This window comes from Conexibacter sp. W3-3-2, assembly GCF_009707605.1.
Classification (GTDB): domain Bacteria; phylum Actinomycetota; class Thermoleophilia; order Solirubrobacterales; family Solirubrobacteraceae; genus Paraconexibacter; species Paraconexibacter algicola.
This window is the reverse complement of sequence record NZ_WLYW01000001.1, coordinates 1,319,419-1,343,274: the sequence shown is the minus strand read 5'-3', so window position 1 is coordinate 1,343,274 and position 23,856 is coordinate 1,319,419. Positions and strand designations below refer to the sequence as shown.

Sequence of the window (23,856 nt, the reverse complement as noted above, 5' to 3'; positions counted from 1 at the left end):
GCGGTTCGTATCCTCGGACGAGGGATGGCCACGCCGACCACGAAGAAGCCCCGCCTGCAGGAGCAGCGCAAGGCCCTGCCCGACGGGCCGGGCGTCTACCTGTTCCGCGACGGGAAGGGCAAGGTCATCTACGTCGGCAAGGCGAAGTCGATCCGCAAGCGGGTCAACTCGCACTTCACGAAGACGTCGGGCCGACCGCAGTCGGCGGGCCACGCGGACATGGTCCGGGCCGTGCAGGACATCCAGTGCCTGCTCGTCTCCAGCGAGACCGAGGCGCTCCTCACCGAGCAGAACTTCATCAAGCAGTACCGGCCGAAGTTCAACATCCGGCTGCGCGACGACAAGAGCTACCCGTACATCGCGATCAGCATGGACGAGCCGTACCCGCGGGTGTACTTCACCCGGGAGCGGCACCGGCGCAACCGCCTGTACTTCGGCCCGTACTCGAGCGCCAAGCGCGTGCGCAACACGCTCGACCTGCTGACGAAGGTCTTCCTGTTCCGCTCGTGCACCGGCGCCGAGCCGGGGCGTCGCAGCGGCTCCCCGTGCCTGGACTACTACATCAAGCGCTGCGGGGCTCCCTGCGTCGGCTACGTCAGCCAGGAGGAGTACCGGGAGTCGATCGACGGGGTCGTCGCGTTCCTCTCCGGCCGCTTCAAGGAGGTCGAGCGCGACCTCGAGCGCAAGATGAAGGCGGCCGCCGCCGCCCAGGAGTTCGAGCAGGCGGCGCTCGAGCGCAACCGGCTGCGCAGCGTGCAGGCCCTGCTGGAGAAGCAGCGCGTCTCCAACGAGGCGGTCGGCACGCTCGACGTCGTCGCGATCGCGCTGGAGGGGACCGAGGCCAACGCCCAGGTCTTCCAGGTCCGCGACGGGGTCCTCAGCGACCGGCAGAGCTTCTACCTCGAGAACGTCGCCGAGGCCGACGTGGGGGAGGTCGCGCTCGAGTTCCTCCTGCAGTACTACGGGGAGGGCATCTCGGTGCCGCCGCAGGTCATCGTCCAGCACGAGCTCGAGGACCTCGACGTCATGGCCGAGCTGCTGGCCGAGCGCCGCGGCGCCGCCGTCGAGGTGCGGGCGGCCGAGCGGGGCGACAAGCGCCGCCTGCTCGACCTCGCGCTGCGCAACGCGAAGCTCGCGCTCGACCAGGAGAAGCTCAAGAGCGAGCGGCGCCGCCAGCAGCGCGTCGAGGCGCTCGACGGCCTCCAGGACGCGCTCGGGCTCGACACGCTGCCGCTGCGCATCGAGTGCTTCGACATCTCGAACCTCATGGGGACCCACACGGTCGCGTCGATGGTCGTGTTCGAGGGCGGTGCGCCGAAGAAGTCCGACTACCGGCGGTTCAAGATCCGCGGGGCGGCGGGAATCGGCAAGCCGGACGACTTCGCCTCGATGAACGAGGTGCTCTCGCGCCGCTACGCGCAGTGGGAGACCCAGCAGGACCTCAGCCCGCACGACCCGGCGCGCAACGAGAGCTTCGCGACCCTCCCGAACCTCATCGTCATCGACGGCGGCAAGGGCCAGCTGTCCGCGGGCGCCGCCGCCCTGCAGGGCTTCCTCGACCGCGGCGTCGCGGTGATCTCGCTCGCCAAGCGCATCGAGGAGGTGTTCGTCCCCGGTCGGCCGCAGCCGATCCTCCTGCGGCACGACACGCCCGAGCTGCAGCTGCTGCAGCGCGTGCGCGACGAGGCGCACCGCTTCGCGATCACCCATCACCGCCAGCGGCGCGACGCGGCGATGACGACCTCGATCCTCGACGACCTGCCCGGCATCGGCGCCGCGCGCAAGCGGACGCTCCTGAACCACTTCGGCTCGCCCGAGGCGGTCCTGTCGGCCACCCGCGAGCAGCTCGAGGCGGTCCCCGGGCTGCCGGGGAAGACCGCGCGCGAGCTGTACACCTTCCTGCACCGGACCTCGGGCTAGGATCCGGGGCGTGTCCGAGCCCGCGCCGCGCCTCGAGGACCTCGTGATCATCACCGGCTTCTCGGGTGCCGGGAAGTCGACCGCGATGAACGTGTTCGAGGACGCGGGCTACTTCTGCGTCGACAACCTGCCGCCGGAGATGATCCGGTCGCTGGTGGACCTGTTCCTGCACGAGGGCTCGAAGGTCGAGCGGGCGGCGGTCGTCAGCGACGTGCGCGGCGGCTCCTACTTCGAGCACCTCAGCGAGGTCCTCGACGATCTCGGCGCGCGCGACATGCCCCACCAGGTGCTGTTCCTGGAGGCGTCGGAGGACACGCTCATCACCCGCTACAAGGAGACGCGCCGCCGCCACCCGCTGTCGCCGCGCGGCTCGGTCGCGCAGGGCATCGCGGCGGAGGCGGACCTGCTCGCCCCGGTCCGCGAGCGCGCGGACGCCGTGGTGGACTCGACCGGCATCAACGGCGCGACGCTGCGCAAGCGGATCGCCGACGAGTTCCTCCCCCGGACGAAGGTCACGAAGCTCGCGGTGACGTTCGAGAGCTTCGGCTTCAAGCACGGTCCGCCGCGCGACGCGGATCTCGCGTTCGACGTGCGGTTCCTGCCGAACCCCCACTACGTCCCGGAGCTGCGCATGCTCACCGGCAAGGACGAGCGGGTGGTCCAGTACGCGTCGCGCGACGGGATCCTCGACGCGTTCTACGCGCACCTGATCCCGCTGCTGGACTTCCTGATCCCGCAGTACCAGGCGGAGGGGAAGACGCATCTGGTGGTCGCGATCGGCTGCACCGGGGGACGCCACCGCTCGGTCGCGATCACCGAGCACCTCGGGGCGCGCTACGGCGAGCGGGACGACCTGTTCACCGAGATCGTGCACCGCGACATCGGCCGCGCCAAGCCGTGATCGCCCACATCGGCTTCGAGGTCGCGGACCTCGCGCGCTCCGCCCGCTTCTACGACGCCCTGTTCTTCCCGCTCGGCTGCCGCCGGCAGTTCGAGGGTCCGGGCGCGGTCGCCTACGGCCGCGTCGATCCGCGGTTCTGGATCGTCGCGCGCGGCCGCGTCCCCGCGCCGGCGTACGGCCACGTGGCGCTCGAGGCGGTCGGCAAGGCGGCCGTCCAGGCCGCTCACGAGGCGGGTCTCGCCGCCGGCGGCCGGGACGACGGCGCTCCCGGTCCGCGCCACCAGTACGGCCCGCGGTACTACGCGGGGTACCTGCTCGACCCCGACGGCTACCGGGTCGAGATCGTCAGCGGCTCGGTCTGAGCGGCGCGCGTCGCGGTTCAGCTGAACCGCGACGCGTCCGATTCACGCCCGCCGGTGCGTCGAGTGGTTCTTCGACGTCGACGGCACGCTGCGCTTCTACGGCCGCCTGGCCGCGGACGCCGGGGCGGCGTTCGTGGAGGCGGTGGAGACCGCCGCGGCGGCGCTGCACCCGGAGCCCGAGCCCGGCGGTGCGCGGCCCTCGCGGGTGGCGCGGCGCGCCGACGCGCTGGCGGAGATCGCGCGCAGCGGCGCCCCGCGCACCCACGTGGTGCTGCACGCCGACCCGGCCGCGCTGGCCTGCCGCGCGACCGGGGACGAGCCACGGGCGGGGGACGTCTGCGCGCTGGAGGACGGCCCGGCGGTCCCGTCGGAGCTCGCGAGGCGGCTGTGCTGCGACGCCGAGGTGTCCGTCCCCGGGCTCGACCTCGGGCGCACCCAGCGGGTCATCACGCCGGCGCTGCGGCGCGCGCTCGAGGCGCGGGACGGCCGCTGCTGCGCCATGCCGGGCTGCGACCGTCGCCACGGGCTCGCCGGGCACCACCTCGTGCACTGGGCCCACGGCGGCCGGACCGACCTCGACAACCTCGTGCTGCAGTGCGCGTTCCACCATCGGCTCGTGCACGAGGGCGGCTTCACCGCACGACGACGTGCCGGGGTGCTCGAGGTCCGCGACCCGCGCGGGCGGCTGCTGCGGGAGACCCCGCACCGCGCTCCGCCGCTCCGACTCGTGGCGTGAGGTCGAAATGCGCACGTCCAAGGTAGGGTTCTGCCCTCGCCGGCACAGTCGTCAGCGTCCCGGCGCTGCCCCGAACGCCCAGACCCCAGGAAGGTCCTGATCCCATGTCCGTACGCGTCGGCATCAACGGTTTCGGCCGCATCGGCCGCAACGTCTTCCGCGCCGCCAAGGCCGCGAACGCCGATATCGAGTTCGTCGCCTTCAACGACCTGACCGACAACGCCACGCTGGCGCACCTGGTCAAGTACGACTCCATCCTCGGCCCGTACCCGGGCACCGTGGAGGCCGAGGGTGACAACCTCGTCATCGACGGCCAGAAGATCCGCGTCTTCGAGGAGCGCGACCCCGCGAACCTCGACTGGAGCTCGCTCGACGTCGACGTCGTCATCGAGTCGACCGGCTTCTTCACCAACCGCGACGACGCCGCCAAGCACCTCGGCGGGTCGGTCAAGAAGGTCATCATCTCCGCGCCCGCGAAGGGCGAGGACGTCACGCTCGTGCTCGGCGTCAACGACGACCAGTACGACAAGGACAACCACCACATCATCTCCAACGCGTCCTGCACGACGAACTGCCTCGCGCCGTTCGCCAAGGCGGTCAACGACGCGGTCGGCATCGAGCACGGCCTGATGACGACGATCCACGCGTACACGGGCGACCAGCGGCTGCTCGACGCGCCGCACAGCGACCTGCGCCGCGCGCGCTCGGCCGCGACCAACCTCGTCCCGGCGTCCACCGGTGCCGCGAAGGCCGTCGGCCTCGTGCTGCCGGAGCTCAACGGCAAGCTGTCCGGCTTCGCGGTCCGCGCCCCGGTCCCGACCGGCTCCGTCGTCGACCTGACGATCCGCACGAGCCGCGACACGACGGTCGAGGAGATCAACGCTGCGGTCAAGGCCGCCGCCGACGGCCCGATGAAGGGCATCCTCGAGTACACCGCCGACCCGATCGTCTCGAGCGACATCGTCACCAACCCGCACAGCTCGATCTTCGACTCGCTGCTCACGGTCGCCATCGACCCGCGCATGGTCAAGGTCGTGTCCTGGTACGACAACGAGTGGGGCTACTCCAACCGCGTCGTCGACCTCGTGCAGCGGGTCCTCTAGAGCCTTGAGGACCCTCGACGACCTCGACGTCTCCGGCAAGGTCGTCCTCGTCCGGGTGGACTTCAACGTCCCCCAGGACCAGGACGGCCGCGTCACGGACGACGCACGCATCCGCGGTGCCCTCCCGACCCTCGCGGAGCTCCGCGAGAAGGGCGCCGCCAAGCTCGTGCTCATGGCGCACCTCGGCCGGCCGAAGGGGGAGCGCGACCCCGCGCTGTCGCTGAAGCCGATCGCGGCGCGGCTGGGTGAGCTGCTGGAGCTCGACGTGCCGGTCGCGGAGAGCCTGGATCCCTCCGCGCTGCCGGACGGCGAGGTCGTCCTGCTGGAGAACGTCCGCTACGAGGCGGGCGAGACGAAGGACGATCCCGCGCTGGCCGCGCAGTACGCGGCCCTCGCGGACGTCTACGTCAACGACGCGTTCGGGGCGGCGCACCGCGCGCACGCCTCGACGCACGGCGTCGCGACGCTGCTGCCGTCCGCGGCCGGCCGGCTGCTGCAGCGCGAGGTCGAGACGCTCCACGGCATCCTCGCCGCGCCGCAGAAGCCGCTCGTCGCGATCGTCGGGGGCGCGAAGGTGACCGACAAGATCGGCGTCATCGACGCGTTCCTCGACACGGCCGACGCGATCCTCATCGGCGGCGCGATGTGCTTCCCGTTCTTCAAGGCCCAGGGGCACGCCGTCGGCGCGTCGCTGTGCGAGGAGGACGGCGTCGCGGTCGCCCGGCGCGCGCTCGACGACGCGGCCGCGAAGGGCTGCCGCCTGCTGCTGCCGACCGATCTCGTGCTCGGGGAGTCCTTCTCCGCCGACACGACGGTCACGCCGCTCGACGGCGTCGACGTGCCCGACGGCCAGATGGGCCTCGACGTCGGCCCGAGGACGGCCGAGGGCTACGCGGCGGAGATCGTCGCCGCCGGCACCGTGTTCTGGAACGGCCCGATGGGCGCCTTCGAGCTCGAGCCGTTCGCGGCCGGCACGAAGGCGGTCGCCGAGGCCGTGGCCGCGTGCGAGGGCACGACGGTCGTGGGCGGCGGCGACAGCGCCGCGGCCCTGGCGCAGTTCGGCCTCGAGTCGCGCGTCACCCACCTGTCCACCGGCGGCGGCGCGTCGCTGGAGCTGATCGAAGGGAAGACCCTTCCCGGAGTGGAGGTCCTGTCGTGAGCCGCATCCCCCTGATCGCCGGCAACTGGAAGATGAACAAGACGGTCGCCGAGGCCGAGCAGTTCATCCAGGCGCTGCTGCCCAAGCTGTACGCCACCGACGGCGCGGACGTCGCGCTCTGCGTGCCGTACCTCGACCTCGAGGCGATGGTCGACTCCACCCGCGGCTCGCGCGTGGAGGTCTACGCCCAGAACATGCACGAGGCCCCCAACGGGGCGTACACCGGTGAGATCTCCGCGGCGATGCTCACGGAGATCGACGTGCACGGCGCGGTCCTCGGGCACTCCGAGCGGCGCCAGTACTTCGGGGAGACCGACAAGGCGCTGGCGCTGAAGGTCCCCGCCGCGCTCGACGCCGGCCTGAAGGTCATCCTCTGCGTCGGCGAGACCGAGGAGGAGCGCGAGAACGGGGAGACCGAGCGTCGCCTGCGCCACCAGGTGCAGGAGGGACTCGAGAAGCTCGACACCGACCGGCTCGGCGAGGTCGTCATCGCCTACGAGCCCGTCTGGGCGATCGGCACCGGCCTCACCGCCACCCCCGAGCAGGCGCAGGACGCGCTCAGCTTCGTCCGCGCGCTCGTCGCCGACCGCTCCAAGGAGCAGGCCGCCCGCACGCGGATCCTCTACGGCGGGTCGATGAACGCCGAGAACGCGGCCGAGCTGCTGGCGCTGCCCGACTGCGACGGTGGGCTGATCGGCGGCGCGTCGCTGGACCCCGCGAAGTTCGTGCCGATCGTCGAGGCGGCGGTCGCGCAGGGCCCGAAGGGCTAGCGGCATGGTCCCGTCGGTCACCCTCGTCGTCCTCGACGGCTGGGGCCTGGCCCCGGCGGGACCGGGCAACGCCGTCTCGCTCGCCGACACGCCGACGTTCGACGGCCTGTGGGAGCGGTTCCCGCACACGCAGCTCACCGCCTGCGGGCGCGCGGTCGGCCTGCCCGACGGGCAGATGGGCAACTCCGAGGTGGGGCATCTCAACCTCGGGGCCGGGGCGATCGTGCGGCAGGACCTCACCCGGATCGACGACGCGGTGCAGCAGGGCGAGCTCGGCGGGAACGAGACGCTCCGCGCCGCCTTCACGGGCTTCGACCGGGTCCACCTGATCGGCCTGGTCAGCGACGGTGGGGTCCACTCCTCCGACCGGCACCTGCAGGCGCTGATCGAGCTCGGCGCGCAGCTGCGGGTCCCCGAGGTCGTCGTCCACGCGTTCACCGACGGCCGCGACACGCTGCCGACCAGTGGCGCCGGGTTCGTCGGCGCGGTCGACGAGCAGTGCGCGGCGGCCGGCAACGCGCGGGTCGCGAGCGTGATCGGCCGCTACTTCGCGATGGACCGCGACAACCGCGAGGAGCGCACGGCGGCGGCGGTCGATCTCCTCGTGAGCGGGACCGCCGAGCACCACGCCGACACGGGTCGCGCCGCGGTCGAGGCCGCGTACGCGCGCGACGAGACGGACGAGTTCGTCTCCGCCACCACGGTCGGGTCGGAGGGCGTCATCCGCCCGGGCGACAGCGTCCTGGCCTTCAACTTCCGCCCCGACCGCATGCGGCAGCTCACGGCCGCGATCGCGCCGCACGTCGCGCGCTACACGTCGCTGACGACCTACGACGAGAGCTGGGACTGGCCGGTGGCGTTCGCGCCCGACCGCCCGACCGTGACGCTCGCGTCCGTCGTCGCCGGCACGGGCCGCACGCAGCTGCACGTCGCCGAGACCGAGAAGTACCCGCACGTCACGTACTTCTTCAACGGCGGGGAGGAGACCCCGTTCGCGGGCGAGCGGCGGGAGATGGCCCCGTCGCCGCGCGACGTCGCGACCTACGACCTCAAGCCCGAGATGAGCGCGCACGAGGCGCGCGACAAGTTCGTCGCGGGCTGGGACCAGGACGGTCCGGCGTTCGGCGTCATCAACTTCGCCAACCCCGACATGGTCGGGCACACCGGGGTCATCCCGGCGGCCGTGAAGGCGATCGAGACCGTCGACGGCTGCCTCGCGGACGTCGTCGCGACGGTGACCGGGAGCGGTGGCGCGGTCATCGTCACGGCCGACCACGGGAACGCGGACAACATGCTCGAGCCCGACGGCTCGCCGAACACCGCGCACTCGCTGAACCCGGTCCCGCTCGTCGTGGTCTGGCCCGACGCGCTCGCGGACGCCGCTCCGGCGCTGCGGGACGGGGGCATCCTCGCCGACGTCGCCCCGACCGTCCTCGACCTCCTCGGGATCGAGCAGCCGCCGGAGATGACGGGCGTCTCGCTGCTGCAGCGCTGATGTCCGAGGAGTACGAGCCGGACAACCTGCTCGACCGGCGCTCCTCCCCGCGGACGCTGCAGCTGCACTACGACTGGCTGTTCGAGCGGGAGCGGCGCCTCGTCGGCCGGCGACTCGACCTCGACGCGGGCGGGGACGTGCTGAGCGTCGGCTGCGGCTGGCACCCGGGTCGCCATCTCTTCCCGGCACCGGCCTGGCGCCTGACCGCCAACGACCTCGACGCCGCCCGCGCGGAGTGGGTGGTGCAGGACGGCCGGGCGGACGCGGCCGCTCCGGGCGCGGCGGGGGAGCTGCACGACCTGCCCGACGCGTCGTTCGACGTCGTCCTCTACCGCCTGGTCCTGCACCACATCGTCTTCCAGGGGCCGCTGGACCCCGTGTTCGCGGAGGCGGCGCGGCTGCTGCGGCCCGGCGGGACCGCGATCGCGGTCGAACCCGGCCTCTGGCATCCCGTGGGCGCGGGCCTCGCGCTCGCCAACCGCGTCGGCCTCGGCACGCGGATCCACGGGACGCCCGACGACGTGCCGCTGTCCCCGCGCGGCCTCGCGCGCCACGCCCGGCGCGCCGGCCTGCAGCCCGAGCTGCACGCCCTCACCTACTCGTGGCGGCGGCTGCCGCCGCGGCTCCAGCGGGCGCTGCACGGCGCCGACAGGGCGGTGGGCTCGATCCCGCCCGCGGCCCGCTGCGGCCACACGCTCCTGCTGCTGGCGCACAAGCCCCGGGCCTGAGTACGCTACGCTGGTCTCACGGGTCGGGCATCCGCTCGACCGACCAGCAGTGTCCGGCGTTACCCGCAGCAGCCTCGCAGCTCCTCCGCGTCTCGCAGTGCACATACCCCCGGAGGGCAGCAACATGGCTACTGGAACCGTCAAGTGGTTCAGCGACGAGAAGGGCTTCGGCTTCATCACGCCGGACGACTCGGGCAAGGACCTCTTCGTCCATCACAAGCAGATCCAGGGCAGCGGCTTCAGGACGCTGGCCGAGGGTGCCAAGGTGAGCTACGACGCCGAGGCGGGCCCCAAGGGCCCCGCCGCCGCGAACGTCGTCGCGCTCTAGCACCACGCTGAAGGACCGTCGAGGGCCCGGGTCTCCCGGGCCCTCGGTCGTGCTCTGACTCCCCCGACCGGAAGGAGCCCCCATGGGCTCGAACGCGAAGAAGAAGACGACGATGGCGAAGCTCCAGCGCGAGCAGCGCAAGCGCGAGAAGCGCCTGGACAAGCAGGCCCGCCGCGCCTCGCGTCCGGAGCCGACCGAGGACGCGCCCGACGTCGAGCCCGAGTACTACGCGCTGCGCACCGCCGGTCGCGAGGGCTTCGAGGACGTCATCCCGCCGACCGGCTCCTGAGCCGGATCCGGCCACGGCCACGGCGTCGTCGTGGCTTGGCCGGACACCGCGCCTGACCTACGCTGGTCCGATGGGCATCGCGATCACCGGCGTCGACTTCGTCACCCTGCCGACCGACGACATCGAGGCGTCCCGCGCCTTCTACGCGGAGACCCTCGGGCTGCCGCTCGTCAAGCACTGGGGCGACGCGCCCGCCTCCGAATACCAGGCGGGCAACCTGACCATCGCGATCATGGACCCCACCGGCTTCGGTCAGGAGTGGCGCGGGCCGCACACCGCTCCGGTGGCGCTCGCAGTGCCGGACGTCGCTGCCGCCAAGGCCGCGCTCGAGGCCCAGGGCGTGCAGTTCGTCACCGAGGCGTTCGACTCCGGCGTCTGCATCCAAGCGATCTTCCTGGATCCCGCCGGGAACGTCCTGGACCTCCACCACCGGTACGCGCCGGCGTGAGCCCGACGGCCTACGGCGCGCTGCGCGTCTTCGTGACCGGCCCGCGGTGCGTCGTGCCGTCGGCCGCGGTCCACTCGACGCGGTAGCGCCGGTCCTTCGGGGCCGACCGACGCGAGGAGAAGTACCCGCGCGCGTCGGTCGAGAGCGTCGTCAGCGTGCGCCAGCGCGACGAGCCGCCGTTGGCGTAGAGGATCCGCACCTTCGTGCGCCCGTCGGCGGGACGCGCGAGGCCCCACAGCCGCACCTTGCCGGCCGCGTACCGGTCGGCGACCAGCGGCAGCCGGAAGCCGTCGTACGCGGGCTTCTTCGTGCCGCCGAACGTCCGCAGGCCGGACTCGAAGCCGCTGAACTTCGACCCGCCGGGCGGGTTGGGGTCCGAGTCGCGCATCAGGTACTGCGAGAACGCCTTCACGCGCTTGTTGCCGTAGGCGATGAACTCGCTGAGGGAGCGGTAGTCGGCCTGCGTGGACAGCGGCACGCCGCTGATGCGGTCGGGGAACGACTGGATGCCGAACTCGGTCAGGTACATCGGCATGCCCTTGCGGATCGCGCCGGCCTTCCCGGCCCGGTCGAGCGCGCGCGTCAGCCGCGAGAGCGTCCCGATCGTGACGTCGTCCGTGTTGCCGCTCCTGAAGTACGGCCCACCGCTGGTCGTGTAGGGGTGGTGCGCCCAGCCGTCGGCGTCGATCTTCCCGCAGCTCTTCGCCTTGCGGTACTTCGAGTCGAGGCAGAGGAACCCGCGCAGGAACGCGAGCGGCGCGACGATCCGCGGGTTGCCGCGCGGCGAGGTCTCGGCCGCGAGGATCGTGTCCTGGCCGTTGCCCGACGCGCCGGGCCGCGCTGCGCGGCGAGGTACAGGCTGCGGTAGAGCTTTGGCGACTGCGGCTTGCCGCCGACGAACTGCGGGGCGAGGAACTGCGGCTGGTTGGGCTCGTTCCAGATCGACCAGATGTCCACGTCGTCGCGGAACTTCGCGCCGAGCGCGGTGGCGAACGCCTGGAACTCGTCCGGATCGGGCCGGGTGATCGCGTCGGTGCCCTTCGCGGTCGCCCAGAACGGGGCGCCGCCGGTGATCGTGAAGAGGACGCGCAGGCCGCGGGCCTTCGCGGCGGCGACGATCGCCTCGTAGGTCGCGAAGCCGTCCCCGTACGCGGCCGGGTCGGACGCGTCGAAGTTCGCGGGCCGCGTCTTCGACGTCGGGGAGGGGGCGACGCGGTTCCAGTTGACGAGGACCCGGATCGCGTCGGCGCCCAGCGCGTCGATCTCGTCGAGGGTGCTGTCACGCTGGGAGGGGTCCACGAGCGCGGACGGGGCCTCGAACATCGTGAACTGCGTCGTCGAGGCGGCGGCGGGCGCGGCGAGGACGAGCGACAGCAGGACGGCGATCAGGATCGTGGGACGCACGGAGCGGCGGCCTCCAGACGGGTGAGGGGGAACAGGGGGAGGGGGACGGCGCCGCCCTGCGGCAGCGCCTCCACCCGTTTAGACGCCCGAGGGGGGCGAAAGTTCCGCTCCCGACCGCTCCGGGAACCGGTCCGCCAGCCAGGCGTGGACCTCGGGGACGACCCGCGGGTCGATCTGGTGGGCGACCGCGGACTCGTGGTAGGTGACGTCGGCGCCGGCCTGCTGGAGCCGGCGGACGGCGTCGCGGCCGAACTCGACGGAGATCACCGGATCGTGGGTGCCGTGCGCGACGAGCACGGGCAGGCCGGCCCGTGCGTCGAGGTCGCCCTGCCAGGCCTCGGTGGTCGGGATGAACCCGCTCATCGCCAGGATGCCCGCGGGACGGGGCCGTCCGGCGCCGAGCCCGAGCGCGTAGGACATGACCGACCCCTGCGAGAAGCCGCCGACGACCGTCGTCGACCAGTCGATCCCGAGCTCGTCGTCGAGGAGCGTCGCGAGCTCGGCGAACGTCGGCCCGAACGTGTGCGGGTCGGGGAACCCGACGCGCGGGACGACGTACCAGTGCCGGCCGACCGGTCCCCCGAGGGCGAGCGGCCCGCCGACGGTGATGCCGGTGAGCCGCCGCTGCGGGTCGAGGACGTCGAAGAGCCCGTAGAGGTCGTGCTCGTCGGCGCCGCGCCCGTGCAGGAGCACGAGCGTGCCGGCCGCCTCCCCGTCCGCGGGGCGGACGAGGTGCGGCAGCGGACCCGGGTGACGGGGCGCGCTCACGCGACCGCCTGCCGGGGGTTCTGGATCGGGGTCAGCACGTCGACGAGCCGGTCGCGGAGGTGCTCGTGCTGCGGCGGCAGCAGCAGCGCCTCGCCGAGCGTCTCCTGCGGCTCGTCGACCGCGAAGCCGATGTCGCGCGAGGCGAGCTCGAACAGGACGCCGCTGGGCTCCCGGAAGTACACCGAGTGGAAGTACTGCCGGTCGATGATCGGCGTCGGGTGCGCCCCGCCGCCGGCCGCGAGGACCCGGAACCGGGCGAGCTCGTCGTCGTCGGCCGCCGACCAGGCGACGTGGTGGATCGTGCCGCCCCCGTCGCGCCCGCGGACGGCGACGGGCGGCGCGTCGTAGTGCAGCTCGGCGTGGCGGGGCGTGCCCTCGCCGGTGACCCAGACGCCATCCTCGCGGCGCTGGAAGCCGAGCGTGACGAGCAGGTCCGCGGAGCGTTCCGGGCGCGACGCGTAGGCGCGCACGCCGTGGAAGCCCTGCAGGGCGTGCTCGGCGGGGATCCCGGGGGAGGCGGTGGCGGCCAGGGGCGCGTCGGGCAGGTCGTCGGCGACGACGAGCTCGATCGCGAGGCCCTCCGGGTCGGCGAACGTCAGGCGGTCGCCGTCGCGGCGGGTGGCGACGCCCTCGTCGGCGAGCCGCCGCTCCCAGAACGCCAGGGCCTCGGCCGAGCCGACGCGCCAGAGGATCGTGTGGACCATGCCGTCGCCGGCGGTGCCGCGGGCGGCGTTGGGGAACTCGAAGAACGTCATGATCGAGCCGGGGCCGCCGGTCTCGTCCCCGTAGTAGAGGTGGTAGACGTCGGGGGCGTCGAAGTTGACGGTCTTCTTGACCATGCGGAGCCCGAGGACGCGGGCGTAGAAGTCGACGTTGCGCGGGGCGTCCCCGGTGATCGCGGTGATGTGGTGGAGGCCTTGGAGGGTCATGGTCAGGTGGTCAGCTTCGCGGCGAACTCGGCGAGCCGGCGGCCCTGGTAGCGGGCGGCGGCGAGGGTCTCGTCGGACATCGGGTTGCCCTGGCCGGCGACGAAGTTCGTGCCGTAGGGGTTGCCGCCCGACGCGTAGAGGAGCGGGTCGGTGTAGCCGGGGGGCACGATCAGCGCGCCCCAGTGGTAGAAGACGTTGTTGAGGGCCAGCAGCGTGGACTCCTGCCCGCCGTGGGCGTTCATGGCGCTGGTGAAGCTCGTGGCGACCTTGTTGGCGAGCCCGCCGGTCTGCCAGAGCGGCCCGAGCGTGTCGATGAACTGCTTGAGCTGGGCGGCGGGGTTGCCGAAGCGCGTCGGGCTGCCGAGGGCGTAGCCGTCCGCCCACGCCAGGTCGTCGGGGGTGGCGACCGGGACGTCCTTCGTGGCCTCGGCGTGCGCGCGCCAGGCGTCCTGGGACTGCACGACCTCGTCGGGCGCGAGCTCGGCGGCGCGGCGCAGGCGGACCTCGGCGCCGGCGTCGGTGGCGCCCGCGGCGATCTCGGTGGCGAGGCGGTGCACGTTGCCGGTGGAGGAGTAGTAGACGACGGTGATGTTCGGCATGAGGACTCCTGGGGGTCGCGGGTGATTGCGTGTGCAACGATACATGAAGTTGCACGTGCAAGCAAATCGGCCCCGGTGGCGCTGGAGCCGCTGGTACCGTTGTGATTGCGCGCGCAAGGGATTCTCAAACCGCGGTCCAAGGAGCAGGTCATGGCCACAACCTCGATCGATGCGCTGAGCCCCCGGGAGCTCGGGGCCTGGCGCGGCATGCTGCGCGCGCACGCGGCGCTGACCAAGGCCCTCGGGACGCAGCTCGAGCGCGACCACGGTCTGCCGCTCACGTCCTACGAGGTCCTGATGAACCTCCACGACGCCCCCGACCGGCGGATGCGGATGAGCGACCTGGCGTGCGCGGTCATCCTCAGCCGCAGCGGGCTCACGCGGCTCGTCGACCGTCTCGCCCGGGAGGGCCTGCTCGTGCGCGAGGCCTGCGGGGACGACGCCCGCGGCGCCTACGCGGTCCTGACCGACCTCGGGGTCGAGCGGGTCGCCGCGGCGCGGCGCACGCACCTCGCCGGGGTGCGGGCGCTGTTCCTCGAGCGCTTCACCCCGGCCGAGCAGGAGCTGCTCGCCGGCCTGTGGGCGCGGATCGTGCCCGCCGACGGGGACGTGAGTGTCCCAGCGCGTGAAGATCTCAGTCCACCCGACTGAGAACTTGACAAGGTTGGACTGAGATTTCATACTCGGGTCACGAGCAGTCCCTCGACTCCCCAGGAGACCTGACATGACCCTTGTGCACTGGAGCCCGCTCTCGACCCTCCTCACCGGCCCCAGCTACCCCACCGCCTCCGTGCGGCGCTGGGTCCCGCCGATGGACCTCGTCGAGGCCCCCGAGCACTACCTCGTCCGCCTCGACCTGCCCGGCCTCGGCCGCGACGACGTCACGATCGAGATCGAGGACCGCGTCCTCACCATCAGCGGCGAGCGGACGGCCACCGCGAGCGGCGAGAACGCCCGCGCCGTCCGCGTCGAGCGGGCCGGCGGCGGCTTCCGCCGCAGCCTCACGCTCCCCGACGGCATCGATGCCGACGCGGTCACCGCCCACATGGAGCACGGCGTCCTGACGGTGAGCGTCCCGAAGCCCGTCGCCGCCAAGCCGCGCCGGGTCGAGATCAGCGCGGGCGCCGCCGCCTGACCGCCGGTCCGTAAGCTCCGGGCGCGATGAGCGCCCTCGAGATCCAGCACCGGGACCCCGGAACGCTCGCGCGGGCCGGGGTCCTGCGCACCCCGCACGGCGAGATCCGGACACCCGCGTTCGTCCCACTCGCCACCAAGGCGACCGTCAAGAGCCTGCTCCCGCACGAGGTCGCCGAGCTCGGCTACGACATGGTCCTGGGGAACACGTTCCACCTGTTCCTCGACCCCGGCCACGAGCGCATCCGCCGCTTCCGCGGCCTGCACGAGTTCATGGGCTGGCGTGCCCCGATCATCACCGACTCCGGCGGCTTCCAGGTCTTCTCGATGGGGCACGGCACCGTCGCCGACGAGGTCAAGGGCCGCGCGCCGATGGGCCAGGAGCGGATGGGCAAGATCCTCGCGATCGAGGAGGACGGGGTCGCCTTCCGCTCCTACCTCAACGGCGAGACCCTGTTCATGGGGCCGGAGACCTCGATGGAGATCCAGGGGGCGCTCGGCAGCGACATCGCGCTCGTGTTCGACGAGTGCACCCCGTTCAACGTCACCCGCGAGTACACGCAGCGCTCGACCGAGCGCACGCACCGCTGGCTCGACCGCTGCCTGGCCTGGCACGACGCCCACGGCCCCGAGGGCCAGCTCGTCTACGGCATCTCGCAGGGCGGCGTCCACGAGGACCTGCGGGTCGAGAGCACGCAGGCGGTCGCGTCGCGGCCCGTCGACGGCATCGCGATCGGCGGCTCGCTCGGCGCCGACAAGCCCCAGATGTACGAGGTCGTCTCGTGGGCCACCGCGGCGATCGCCGACGACCCGCGCCCCCGCCACCTGCTCGGCATCGGCGAGGTCGACGACCTGATCCGCGGCGTCGAGCTCGGCATCGACACGTTCGACTGCGCGATGCCGACCCGGCTGGGCCGCCACGGCGTCGCCGTCGTGAACGACCCCGAGCGGCGCTGGCGCGTCGACCTGACCGCGGGGCGCTTCAAGGACTCCGACGAGCCGCTGCTGGAGGGCTGCCCGTGCCCGGCCTGCGCGCTCGGCTACACGCGCGGCTACCTGCGCTACCTCGTCCACGCCCGCGAGCTGACCGGTCAGCGGCTGCTGACGCTGCACAACCTCGCCTACCTGTCGCGGCTGATGCAGCGGCTGCGCGCGGCGATCGCCGAGGGCACGCTCGCCGCCACCGCGGCCGCCCTGCGCGCCGGCGAGCTGCCGTGACCGTCGCGCTCGCGCTGCTGTCGTCCGCGCTGTGGGGGATCGCGGACTTCCTCGGCGGGCGCGGCGCGCGGCGCCTCCCGACGCTCCTGGTGGTCGGCTGCGTGCAGCTCGCCGGGGTCGTCTTCGCGACCGCGGTGTTCGTGGTCGCCCACCCGCAGGCGAGCGCCGAGGGCGTGCTCTGGGGGCTCGCCGCCGGCTGCGTCGGGGCGCTCGCCATCGGCACCTTCTACGCCGCGCTCGCCGCCGGGGCGATGAGCCTCGTCGCGCCGCTGGCGGCCTGCGGCGCGGTCATCCCGGCCGGCGTGGCGATCGCGGGCGGGGAGAGCCCGTCGGCGCTCGTGTTGGCCGGCTTCGCGCTCGCGCTCGGCGGCGCCGCGCTGGTCGCCCGCGAGCCCGCCGCCGCGGACGCGCCGGCGCTGCACCGCCGGGCGCTCGGGCTCGCGGCAGCCTCCGCCGTGCTGATCGGACTGCTGCTCACGCTGCTGCAGCACGCCGCCGAGCTGGACGGCTCGAGCGCCTGGACCGCGGTGACCGCCGCCCGCGCCGCGAGCGCGGTCGTCGTCCTCGTCGCGCTGCTCGTCGTGCGTCCGCCGCTGCGTGCGGGACGCGCCGACCTGCGGCTGCTGCTCGTCGCGGGCGTCTTCGACACGAGCGCCAACGGGCTCTTCGGCGTCGCGACCGAGCGCGGCAGCGACGCCGTCGCCGCCGTCCTCGGCTCGCTGTATCCGGTGATGACCGTGGTGCTCGCCGCGCTCGTCCTGCACGAGCGCGTCGCGCGCGCCCAGGCGGTCGGGATCGCCGTGGCGCTCGCGGGCGTCGTGCTCGTCAGCGCGGGCTGACCCGCTACGCGCCCGCGGCGCGGTCGCGCGCGAGCTCGGTCGCGTCGTGCGAGCAGAACACGGTGACCTCCTCGCCGTGGCGGGCGCGCAGCTCCGTGAGCCGCTCGACGTTCGCGCGCCGGTCCTTCTCGGCGATCGAGTTGCCCTGATGGTAGATCCGCAGCGCGCGCGGGACCGGGCCACCCTCGATCTCCTCGCGGCGCAGGTACGTGTCGCCGGCGTGCAGCAGCCAGCCGTCGCCCGTGTTCACCGCGTAGCCGGTGTGGCCGGGGGTGTGGCCGTGCAGCGGGATCATCGCGATCTCCACGTCGAGGCCCTCGAGCAGCCGCACGCGCTCGAGGCCGAACCAGGCCTCGCCGGTGACCTCGTGGGTCTGGTACCGCGGCCCGTGCGCGAGCTGGCCGGGGCGGTAGCGGAGCTTGGCCTTCGCCGAGCCGCCGCGCAGGAACTCGTGCTCGCGGCGGTGCAGGTGCACGGTCGCGTTGGGGAAGTCCCCGAGACCGCCCGCGTGGTCGAGGTCGAGATGGGTGACGAGCACGTCGCGGACGTCCGCCGGGTCGTGGCCGAGCGCCCGCACCTGCGCGACGGCCGTCTCCTCGTGGGCGAGCCGGGCGCCGAGCAGGAACCGCGCCGGCCCCAGGCGCGACGGCGTCGCGACGTCCCCGGTGCCGTAGCCCGTGTCGATCAGGACGAGGCCGTCGGCGGCCTCGATCAGCAGGCAGCGGGCGACGAGGTGGCCGGCGTCGCGGTCGACCAGCCCCAGGGCGGTCCCCGCGTGCGGGCACATCGTGCCGCAGTTCAGGTGGTGGATCACGGGCATGTCCCGGGACCCTATCCGCGCGCTCAGCGGGTGTTCTGCTCGACGAGCTTCGTGAGCTCGTCGACGGCCTTGTCGACCTGGTCGTAGACCACGTCGCGCAGCTCGACCGCGCTGCCGGAGTCCTGCGTGGCGACGTACGCGACGCCGAGTCCGGCGACGACGAGCACGAGCGCCAGCAGCATCCCGAAGGTGCGCCGGGCGCCGCCGGGACGGCGGGCGGGCCGCTCGCCGCGACGCGGGGCGGGCGCGGCGCTCGGAGCGGGGCCGGGGACCGCGGCCCCCGGCCGCGGCGGCCGCGGCTGGCGGGCCTGGACGCCGGTGGTCGGCCCGGGCGTGGGGGCAGGGGACGCGACGCGCGTGGCCCCGGTGGCGGGGCCACCGATCGTGGTCGGCGGCTCGCCGACCGTCGTCGCGGCCTCCTCGGGCGCGATGCCGCGAGCGCCCTCGCGCAGCGCGGTGCTCATCGTCTCCGCGCTCTCGTAGCGGGCACGCGGGTCGAGCGCGAGCGCCCGGTCGACGGCGAGCGACAGCGCCTCGGGCACCTCGGGGACGAGCTCGTGCAGGAACGCCGGGGCCTCGCGCTGCTGCTTGAGCGCGAGCTCGGTCAGCGACGCCGCCTCGTAGGGGAGCCGCCCGGACAGCAGCTGGTAGGTGACGACGCCGAGCGCGTAGAGGTCGGCGCGCGGGCCCGCCTCCTCGCCGGTGGCCTGCTCGGGCGCGAGGTAGGACGCGGTGCCGAGCACCGAGCCGACCTGCGTGATCGAGGACTCGTCGGTCACGGCGGCGATGCCGAAGTCGGCGAGCTTGACGACCCCGTCGTCGGAGCGCAGCAGGTTGCCGGGCTTCACGTCGCGGTGGACCACGCCGCCGCGGTGTGCGTAGTCGAGCCCGCGGCAGGCCTGCGTCACGAGGTCGAGCGCCTCGCCGACGGGCAGCCGGCCGCGCTCGCGAAGGATCTCGGCGCCGGAGCGGCCCGAGACGCGCTCCATGACGATGTAGTGGCGGCCGCTGGCCTCGTCGAGGCCGAAGTCGAACACCTGCACGATGTTCGGGTGCACGAGCCGGGCGGCGGCGAGCGCCTCGCGGCGGAAGCGGGACACGAACTGCGCGTCGTCGGCGAGGTGCTCGGCGAGGAGCTTCACGGCGACGCCGCGCTCCAGGCGCCGGTCGAACGCGGTGACGACGGTCGACATGCCGCCGACGCCGAGACGGTCGCCGAGCTCGTAGCGGCCGGCCAGGACGGTGCTCACGGGATCACCTCGTCGGCCCCGGCGCCGCCGGGATCGGGGGTCGGCGTCGCCTGCGGCTCGGTCGGCTCGACCCCGCCCGTGTCGGGCGCGGGCGTCGGCGTCGGCGTCGCGGTGGGCGTCGCGGTCGGCTCCGGCGTCGTCGTGGTCTCGATCGTCTGCGTCTGGGTCTGCGTCTGCGTGTCGGGCGTCGGCGTCTCCTGCGGCTCCTGCGTCGTCACCGTCTGCCCGCGGCACTCGTCGGGAGCGATGTCCGCGAGGTTCGCGACGCCCTCGTCGAGCCGGCGGCGCAGCTCCGGCGCGACGCTCTCGGGCAGGTTCACGACCGCGCCGCGCAGCTGCGCGAGGTCGCTGCCGAGCGCGCGGCACGAGCCGTCGTCGACCTTCGCGCGGATCGACTCGAGCTCGTCGAGCAGGGTCTGGGCGTCGGAGGAGGGCAGCAGGCCGCTGCGGTCCTCCGAGCCGCACGCCGCGACGGCGAGGGCGAGGCCGAGTCCGGCGAGCAGGGCGATGAGGGCGTGGTGGAGACGGGGCAAGGTCACTGACCGTACTGGAGGCGGTCGGCGAGGGAGTGCGGCAGCCGGGCGGCCCTGATCGCCGCCTGCGCACCCTCGATGTCGTAGGTGGTCCGCTGCCACGTGGCGCGTGCGCCCTCGAGGTCGAGCAGCAGCCAGGCAGCCCGCGGGTCGCCGTCGCGCGGCTGGCCGACCGAGCCCGGGTTCAGCAGCCACTCGCCGGTCGTCAGGTCGACCTCCTCGCCGGCCTTGCGCGATGCGCCCGTCGCCGGCTCGCCCTCGGCGCGGTGGAACGCGAGGGCGACATGGGAGTGGCCGATGAGCGCCACGCGCTCGGCCTGCGCGTCGAGGCACATCTCCGCCAGCAGCGTCGAGAGGACGTACTCCCAGACCGGATCGCGCGGGCTGCCGTGGTAGAGCCCGACGCCGCCGCGCTGCCCGGCCGCCGACAGGGTCCGCAGCCACTCCAGGTGCTCGGCGGCGAGGACCTCGCGCGTCCACTCCGCCGCGATGCCCGCGCCGCGCGCGAAGTCGTCGGTGGCGATCTCCCCGGTCACCGCGAGGTCGTGGTTACCGGCGAGCGCGATCCGGGCGTGCTCGGCGACGAGCGCGCAGCAGGCGTCCGGGTCGGCGCCGTAGCCGACGACGTCGCCCAGGCACCAGACCTCCTGGGCGGGACCGTCGGCGACCGCGGCGAGCACCGCCTCGAGGGCGTGACGGTTTCCGTGGATGTCGGACAGGACGGCGACGTGCATCTGCGACAGTGATCCTGATGCTCCGGGGACGCGCCCGCTTTCCGCTCGCGGTCCTGGCCGCCGTCGTGGTGGCGCAGGCCGCGGTGCTCCTGCTGTGGCCGCGCGACGGGGTGATCGATCCCGATCCGGTGCAGCTGGGATCGTACTTCAGCGCGGCGCAGCTCGACCGGGCGCAGGACTTCCGCGGCCCGCAGCAGCTGCTCGGGCTGCTCGCGCTCGCGCTCCAGGGGGTCCTGCTGGTCGTGCTCGCCCGGCGCTCGGCGTGGGTGGCGCGCGTCGTGCTGCCGCGGCTGCCCGCCGGTCCGCTACGGGCCGCCGCGGTCGGCGGCGCCCTGCTGGCGGTGGCGCTGCGGCTCGTGACGCTGCCGCTGTCGGCGATCGGCCGGGAGCGCGCGATCGACGTCGGGCTCGTGACGCGCTCGTGGCCGGGCTGGGCGCAGGACGTGCTGCTGTCGACCGCGATCACCGCGGCGTTCGCGGCGTTCGGGGCCGTCGTCGCGGTCGCGCTGATGCGCCGCCTGCCGCGGGCCTGGTGGCTGGCCGGGACGGTCGGCGTCGTCCTGGCGGCGGCCGGCTACACCTTCGCCGGTCCCGCCGTGATCGATCCGCTCTTCAACGACTTCCGGACGCTGCCCGCGGGCCCGACCCGCGACGACGTGCTCGAGCTCGCGCGGCGCGCCGACGTCGACGTCGGGGACGTCCTGGTGGTCGACGCGAGCAGGCGGACGACCGCGGCCAACGCGTACGTCACCGGACTCGGGCACACCAAGCGGGTCGTGCTCTACGACACGCTCCTGCGGCGCTTCACGCGGGACGAGGTGCGCCTCGTCGTCGCGCACGAGCTCGCCCACGTGCACCACCACGACGTGCCACGCGGGATCCTGTTCGTCCTGCTCGTCGCGCCGATGGGCCTGCTCGCGGTGCGGCGGATGACCGACGAGCTCGCGCCGGTCCCCACGTCGGCCGCGCCCGCGACGGTCGCGGTGCTCCCGGCGCTCGCGCTGTCGCTCGCCGTCGTGGCCACGAGCATCACCTGGGTGAGCAACCAGCTCAGCCGTCGCGTCGAGGCGCGCGCCGACAGCTACGCCCTGCAGCTGACCGACGCGCCCCGGCCGTTCCTGTCGTTCGAGCGGCGGCTGGCGCTGCGCAACGTCAGCGACCCCGACGGCGGACCGCGGATCGTGCGCTTCCTCCTCGGCACCCACCCGCCGGTGCGCGAGCGCCTCGGGATCGGCGAGGCGTACGCGCGCGAGCGTCCGTAGCCGCACTACGATCGCGGCGTGCGCATCACCGTCCTGTCCGTCGGCCGCCTGCGGCCGCCCTACGCGGACGACGTCGCGCACTACACGAAGCTCCTGGGCCGCTACGCGCGGCTGGACCTCGTCGAGGTCCGCGAGGACGAGCAGGTCGCCCGCCGCATCCCCGAGCGCGCGTACGTGAGCCTGCTGGCGCTCGGCGGCGAGGAGTTCGACTCCGTCGGCTTCAGCCGCTTCCTCGAGCAGCGCCGGATGAGCGGCCGCGACCTCTGCTTCGTGCTCGGCGGCGCGTTCGGCTCCGACCTCGAGGAGGACGCGCGGATCGACCACCGCTTCTCGCTCGGGCGGATGACGCTGCCGCACCAGCTCGCGCGGGTCGTGCTGCTCGAGCAGCTCTACCGCGGCCACAAGATCCTCGCGGGCGAGCCCTACCACCACTGAGCGCGCGCGAGGGCCGCCTGCGCGGGCGGGCAGCTAGATTGGGAGAGGCCCATGACCGCGCTCGCCGACCTGCACGCCGCCGTCCGCTCCGCCGCCTCCGCCGTCGCCGACGGCGCCGAGGGCGCGGCGCCCGACAAGGCGAGCCTCGAGCGCCCGAAGCAGGCCGACCACGGCGACTTCGCCACGAACGCCGCGATGGTCCTGACCAAGGCGTTGAAGCGGCCGCCGCGCGACATCGCCGCGGACCTCGCCCAGCGGCTGCAGGACGACCTCGGCGACCACGTCGAGCGGGTCGACATCGCGGGCCCCGGGTTTCTCAACGTCGTGCTGGCCGACGCCTGGTTCACCGCCGCGCTCGCCGGCGTGCTCGCGGCCGGGGACGGCTTCGGGGCCGGGGGCGCCGACCCGGTCCGCGACGTCAACGTCGAGTTCGTGTCGGCCAACCCGACCGGGCCGCTGCACGTCGGCCACACCCGCAACGCCGCGTACGGGGACGCGCTGGCGCGGATCCTCGAGCTGCGCGGTCACCGCGTCTCCCGCGAGTACTACGTCAACGACTACGGCACCCAGGTGGTGAAGTTCGGCGAGTCCGTGCAGGCGCGGGCGCGCGGCGAGGAGGTGCCGCAGGACGGCTACCAGGGCGACTACGTCGCGGAGATCGCCGCCGAGATCCCCGGGGCCGCGGACGCCGACCCGTCCGAGCTCGCGCTCGCCGCCGTCGAGCTGATGCGCTCCCGCGCGGAGGCGTCGCTGCGCCGCTTCGGGGTCGAGATGGATACGTGGTTCAGCGAGCGGTCGCTGCACGAGCCTGCGGGGGACGCCCGCGTCGAGGCGGCGTTCGCGCGGCTGGAGGAGCAGGGCCGCACGTTCCGGCAGGACGGGGCGCTGTGGCTGCGCACGACCGAGTTCGGCGACGACAAGGACCGGGTGCTCGAGCGGTCGACCGGCGAGCACACGTACTTCGCCTCCGACGTCGCCTACTACCTCGACAAGCTCGACCGGGGCTTCGACCTGCTGATCGACGTGTGGGGTGCCGACCACCACGGCTACATGGGGCGGATCCACGCGGTCGTCGACGCGTTCGGCGGCCGCCGCGAGGACTTCGAGCTGCTGATCATGCAGTTCGTCCAGCTGCGCAACGGCGACGACCTCACCGCGATGAGCAAGCGTCGCGGCACCCTCGTCACGCTCGACGACCTCGTCGACGCGATCGGCGTCGACGCGGCGCGCTGGTACCTGCTCGCGCGCTCGCACGACACCCAGGTCGAGCTCGACCTCGCCGCCGCCCGCGAGCAGTCGCGCGAGAACCCGGTGTACTACGTGCAGTACGCGCACGCCCGGATCGCCTCGGTCCTGCGCGATCAGGGGGAGGAGCGGGTCGCGGCCGCGCTGGCCGCGGTCGGCACGCTCGACGGCGTCGCGCTGCACGCCTCCGAGCGCGATCTCGTGAAGGCGGTGCTCGACTTCCCCGCGGTCGTCGCCGAGGCCGAGGAGCGGCGCGCGCCGCACCGGATCGCGACATACGCGACCGAGCTGGCGCAGCAGTTCTCCGCCTTCTACCGGGACTGCAGCGTCAAGAACGCGGAGCCCGAGGAGCTCCGGTCGTTCCGGATCGCGCTGTGCGTCGCGGCGAAGGCGACGCTCGCCCGGTCGCTCGGGCTGCTCGGCGTCAGCGCGCCGCAGGAGATGTAG

At 73.5% G+C, this 23,856-nt stretch carries 28 protein-coding genes; 19 read left to right on the top strand and 9 right to left on the bottom strand.

The window, feature by feature from the left end; genetic code table 11:
- Positions 1–24 precede the first annotated feature (24 nt).
- From uvrC to GKE82_RS06660, 12 genes are all read left to right on the top strand, one after another.
- A complete protein-coding gene (gene uvrC / locus GKE82_RS06715; protein WP_154732771.1) occupies positions 25–1,920 on the top strand; it encodes an excinuclease ABC subunit UvrC in 1,896 nt (631 codons plus the stop codon).
- A gap of 10 nt (positions 1,921–1,930) precedes the next feature.
- Complete coding sequence (gene rapZ, locus GKE82_RS06710; protein ID WP_233243931.1) at positions 1,931–2,821, top strand: RNase adapter RapZ; 891 nt, start codon at positions 1,931–1,933, stop codon at positions 2,819–2,821.
- Entirely contained in the window at positions 2,818–3,183 is a 366-nt protein-coding gene (locus tag GKE82_RS29810) for a VOC family protein (RefSeq protein WP_107570770.1), read from the top strand. The genes rapZ and GKE82_RS29810 overlap by 4 nt, the downstream gene beginning before the upstream one ends.
- A gap of 40 nt (positions 3,184–3,223) precedes the next feature.
- Complete coding sequence (locus tag GKE82_RS30595) at positions 3,224–3,919, top strand: DUF222 domain-containing protein (RefSeq protein WP_309233798.1); 696 nt, start codon at positions 3,224–3,226, stop codon at positions 3,917–3,919.
- 104 nt (positions 3,920–4,023) lie between these two features.
- Positions 4,024–5,022, top strand: a complete 999-nt coding sequence (gene gap / locus GKE82_RS06695; RefSeq protein WP_107570769.1) for a type I glyceraldehyde-3-phosphate dehydrogenase — start codon at positions 4,024–4,026, stop codon at positions 5,020–5,022.
- 4 nt (positions 5,023–5,026) lie between these two features.
- Entirely contained in the window at positions 5,027–6,181 is a 1,155-nt protein-coding gene (locus tag GKE82_RS06690; protein ID WP_154732768.1) for a phosphoglycerate kinase, read from the top strand.
- Positions 6,178–6,951 (top strand): triose-phosphate isomerase, encoded by a 774-nt coding sequence (tpiA, locus tag GKE82_RS06685; RefSeq protein ID WP_107570767.1) that lies wholly within the window; start codon positions 6,178–6,180, stop codon positions 6,949–6,951. Before GKE82_RS06690 ends, tpiA begins: the two co-directional genes overlap by 4 nt.
- Before the next feature lie 4 nt (positions 6,952–6,955).
- Positions 6,956–8,446, top strand: a complete 1,491-nt coding sequence (gene gpmI / locus GKE82_RS06680) for a 2,3-bisphosphoglycerate-independent phosphoglycerate mutase (RefSeq protein ID WP_154732767.1) — start codon at positions 6,956–6,958, stop codon at positions 8,444–8,446.
- Positions 8,446–9,174, top strand: coding sequence for a class I SAM-dependent methyltransferase (locus GKE82_RS06675; protein WP_154732766.1), 729 nt, complete (start codon positions 8,446–8,448; stop codon positions 9,172–9,174). Before gpmI ends, GKE82_RS06675 begins: the two co-directional genes overlap by 1 nt.
- 124 nt (positions 9,175–9,298) lie before the next feature.
- The gene (locus GKE82_RS06670) at positions 9,299–9,502 is read left to right on the top strand and encodes a cold-shock protein (RefSeq protein ID WP_154732765.1); all 204 of its coding nucleotides are present in this window, start codon (positions 9,299–9,301) and stop codon (positions 9,500–9,502) included.
- Positions 9,503–9,584: 82 nt separating this feature from the next.
- Positions 9,585–9,791 carry a hypothetical protein gene (locus GKE82_RS06665; RefSeq protein WP_154732764.1) on the top strand — a complete coding sequence of 69 codons (207 nt, stop codon included), beginning with the start codon at positions 9,585–9,587 and terminating at the stop codon, positions 9,789–9,791.
- A gap of 70 nt (positions 9,792–9,861) precedes the next feature.
- A complete protein-coding gene (locus GKE82_RS06660) occupies positions 9,862–10,239 on the top strand; it encodes a VOC family protein (RefSeq protein WP_154732763.1) in 378 nt (125 codons plus the stop codon).
- Positions 10,240–10,249: 10 nt separating this feature from the next.
- Here GKE82_RS06660 and GKE82_RS06655 read toward each other — a convergent pair whose 3' ends face one another.
- The 5 genes from GKE82_RS06655 to wrbA form a co-directional block, all read right to left on the bottom strand.
- Positions 10,250–10,774, bottom strand: coding sequence for a hypothetical protein (locus tag GKE82_RS06655; RefSeq protein ID WP_196189088.1), 525 nt, complete (start codon positions 10,772–10,774; stop codon positions 10,250–10,252).
- A 47-nt stretch (positions 10,775–10,821) separates the two neighbouring features.
- Positions 10,822–11,643, bottom strand: a complete 822-nt coding sequence (locus GKE82_RS06650; RefSeq protein WP_154732761.1) for a cellulase family glycosylhydrolase — start codon at positions 11,641–11,643, stop codon at positions 10,822–10,824.
- 78 nt (positions 11,644–11,721) lie between these two features.
- Positions 11,722–12,411, bottom strand: coding sequence for a phospholipase (locus GKE82_RS06645; protein WP_309233471.1), 690 nt, complete (start codon positions 12,409–12,411; stop codon positions 11,722–11,724).
- Positions 12,408–13,340, bottom strand: a complete 933-nt coding sequence (locus GKE82_RS06640) for a VOC family protein (protein ID WP_154732760.1) — start codon at positions 13,338–13,340, stop codon at positions 12,408–12,410. Before GKE82_RS06640 ends, GKE82_RS06645 begins: the two co-directional genes overlap by 4 nt.
- A gap of 2 nt (positions 13,341–13,342) precedes the next feature.
- Positions 13,343–13,939, bottom strand: coding sequence for an NAD(P)H:quinone oxidoreductase (wrbA, locus tag GKE82_RS06635; protein WP_107570759.1), 597 nt, complete (start codon positions 13,937–13,939; stop codon positions 13,343–13,345).
- A 150-nt stretch (positions 13,940–14,089) separates the two neighbouring features.
- On the opposite strand from wrbA, the gene GKE82_RS06630 reads away from it, so the two are divergent.
- The 4 genes from GKE82_RS06630 to GKE82_RS06615 all read left to right on the top strand — a co-directional run bounded on the left by GKE82_RS06630 (position 14,090) and on the right by GKE82_RS06615 (position 17,130).
- Positions 14,090–14,590 (top strand): MarR family winged helix-turn-helix transcriptional regulator, encoded by a 501-nt coding sequence (locus GKE82_RS06630; RefSeq protein ID WP_107570758.1) that lies wholly within the window; start codon positions 14,090–14,092, stop codon positions 14,588–14,590.
- Between the two features lie 73 nt (positions 14,591–14,663).
- Positions 14,664–15,074, top strand: coding sequence for an Hsp20/alpha crystallin family protein (locus GKE82_RS06625; protein WP_154732758.1), 411 nt, complete (start codon positions 14,664–14,666; stop codon positions 15,072–15,074).
- Positions 15,075–15,100: 26 nt separating this feature from the next.
- Complete coding sequence (tgt, locus tag GKE82_RS06620) at positions 15,101–16,291, top strand: tRNA guanosine(34) transglycosylase Tgt (protein ID WP_154732757.1); 1,191 nt, start codon at positions 15,101–15,103, stop codon at positions 16,289–16,291.
- A complete protein-coding gene (locus GKE82_RS06615; protein ID WP_154732756.1) occupies positions 16,288–17,130 on the top strand; it encodes a DMT family transporter in 843 nt (280 codons plus the stop codon). The genes tgt and GKE82_RS06615 overlap by 4 nt, the downstream gene beginning before the upstream one ends.
- Positions 17,131–17,134: 4 nt before the next feature.
- Here GKE82_RS06615 and GKE82_RS06610 read toward each other — a convergent pair whose 3' ends face one another.
- From GKE82_RS06610 to GKE82_RS06595, 4 genes are read right to left on the bottom strand one after another with little or no spacing between them, the layout of a single operon-like run.
- Positions 17,135–17,950 (bottom strand): MBL fold metallo-hydrolase, encoded by an 816-nt coding sequence (locus GKE82_RS06610; protein ID WP_107570754.1) that lies wholly within the window; start codon positions 17,948–17,950, stop codon positions 17,135–17,137.
- 23 nt (positions 17,951–17,973) lie between these two features.
- Positions 17,974–19,200: a protein kinase gene (locus GKE82_RS06605; protein WP_154732755.1), complete on the bottom strand. Its 1,227-nt coding sequence runs from the start codon at positions 19,198–19,200 to the stop codon at positions 17,974–17,976.
- Positions 19,197–19,733, bottom strand: coding sequence for a hypothetical protein (locus GKE82_RS26810; RefSeq protein ID WP_196189087.1), 537 nt, complete (start codon positions 19,731–19,733; stop codon positions 19,197–19,199). Before GKE82_RS26810 ends, GKE82_RS06605 begins: the two co-directional genes overlap by 4 nt.
- A 2-nt stretch (positions 19,734–19,735) precedes the next feature.
- Positions 19,736–20,467, bottom strand: coding sequence for a metallophosphoesterase (locus GKE82_RS06595; RefSeq protein WP_107570752.1), 732 nt, complete (start codon positions 20,465–20,467; stop codon positions 19,736–19,738).
- 17 nt (positions 20,468–20,484) lie between these two features.
- Here GKE82_RS06595 and GKE82_RS06590 point away from each other — a divergent pair, with 17 nt between their 5' ends.
- The 3 genes from GKE82_RS06590 to argS are packed head-to-tail and all read left to right on the top strand — an operon-like array spanning position 20,485 to position 23,856.
- The gene (locus GKE82_RS06590) at positions 20,485–21,729 is read left to right on the top strand and encodes a M48 family metalloprotease (RefSeq protein WP_154732754.1); all 1,245 of its coding nucleotides are present in this window, start codon (positions 20,485–20,487) and stop codon (positions 21,727–21,729) included.
- 18 nt (positions 21,730–21,747) lie between these two features.
- Positions 21,748–22,164, top strand: a complete 417-nt coding sequence (locus GKE82_RS06585) for a 23S rRNA (pseudouridine(1915)-N(3))-methyltransferase RlmH (RefSeq protein ID WP_309233470.1) — start codon at positions 21,748–21,750, stop codon at positions 22,162–22,164.
- A gap of 51 nt (positions 22,165–22,215) precedes the next feature.
- Positions 22,216–23,856 (top strand): arginine--tRNA ligase, encoded by a 1,641-nt coding sequence (gene argS, locus GKE82_RS06580; RefSeq protein WP_154732753.1) that lies wholly within the window; start codon positions 22,216–22,218, stop codon positions 23,854–23,856.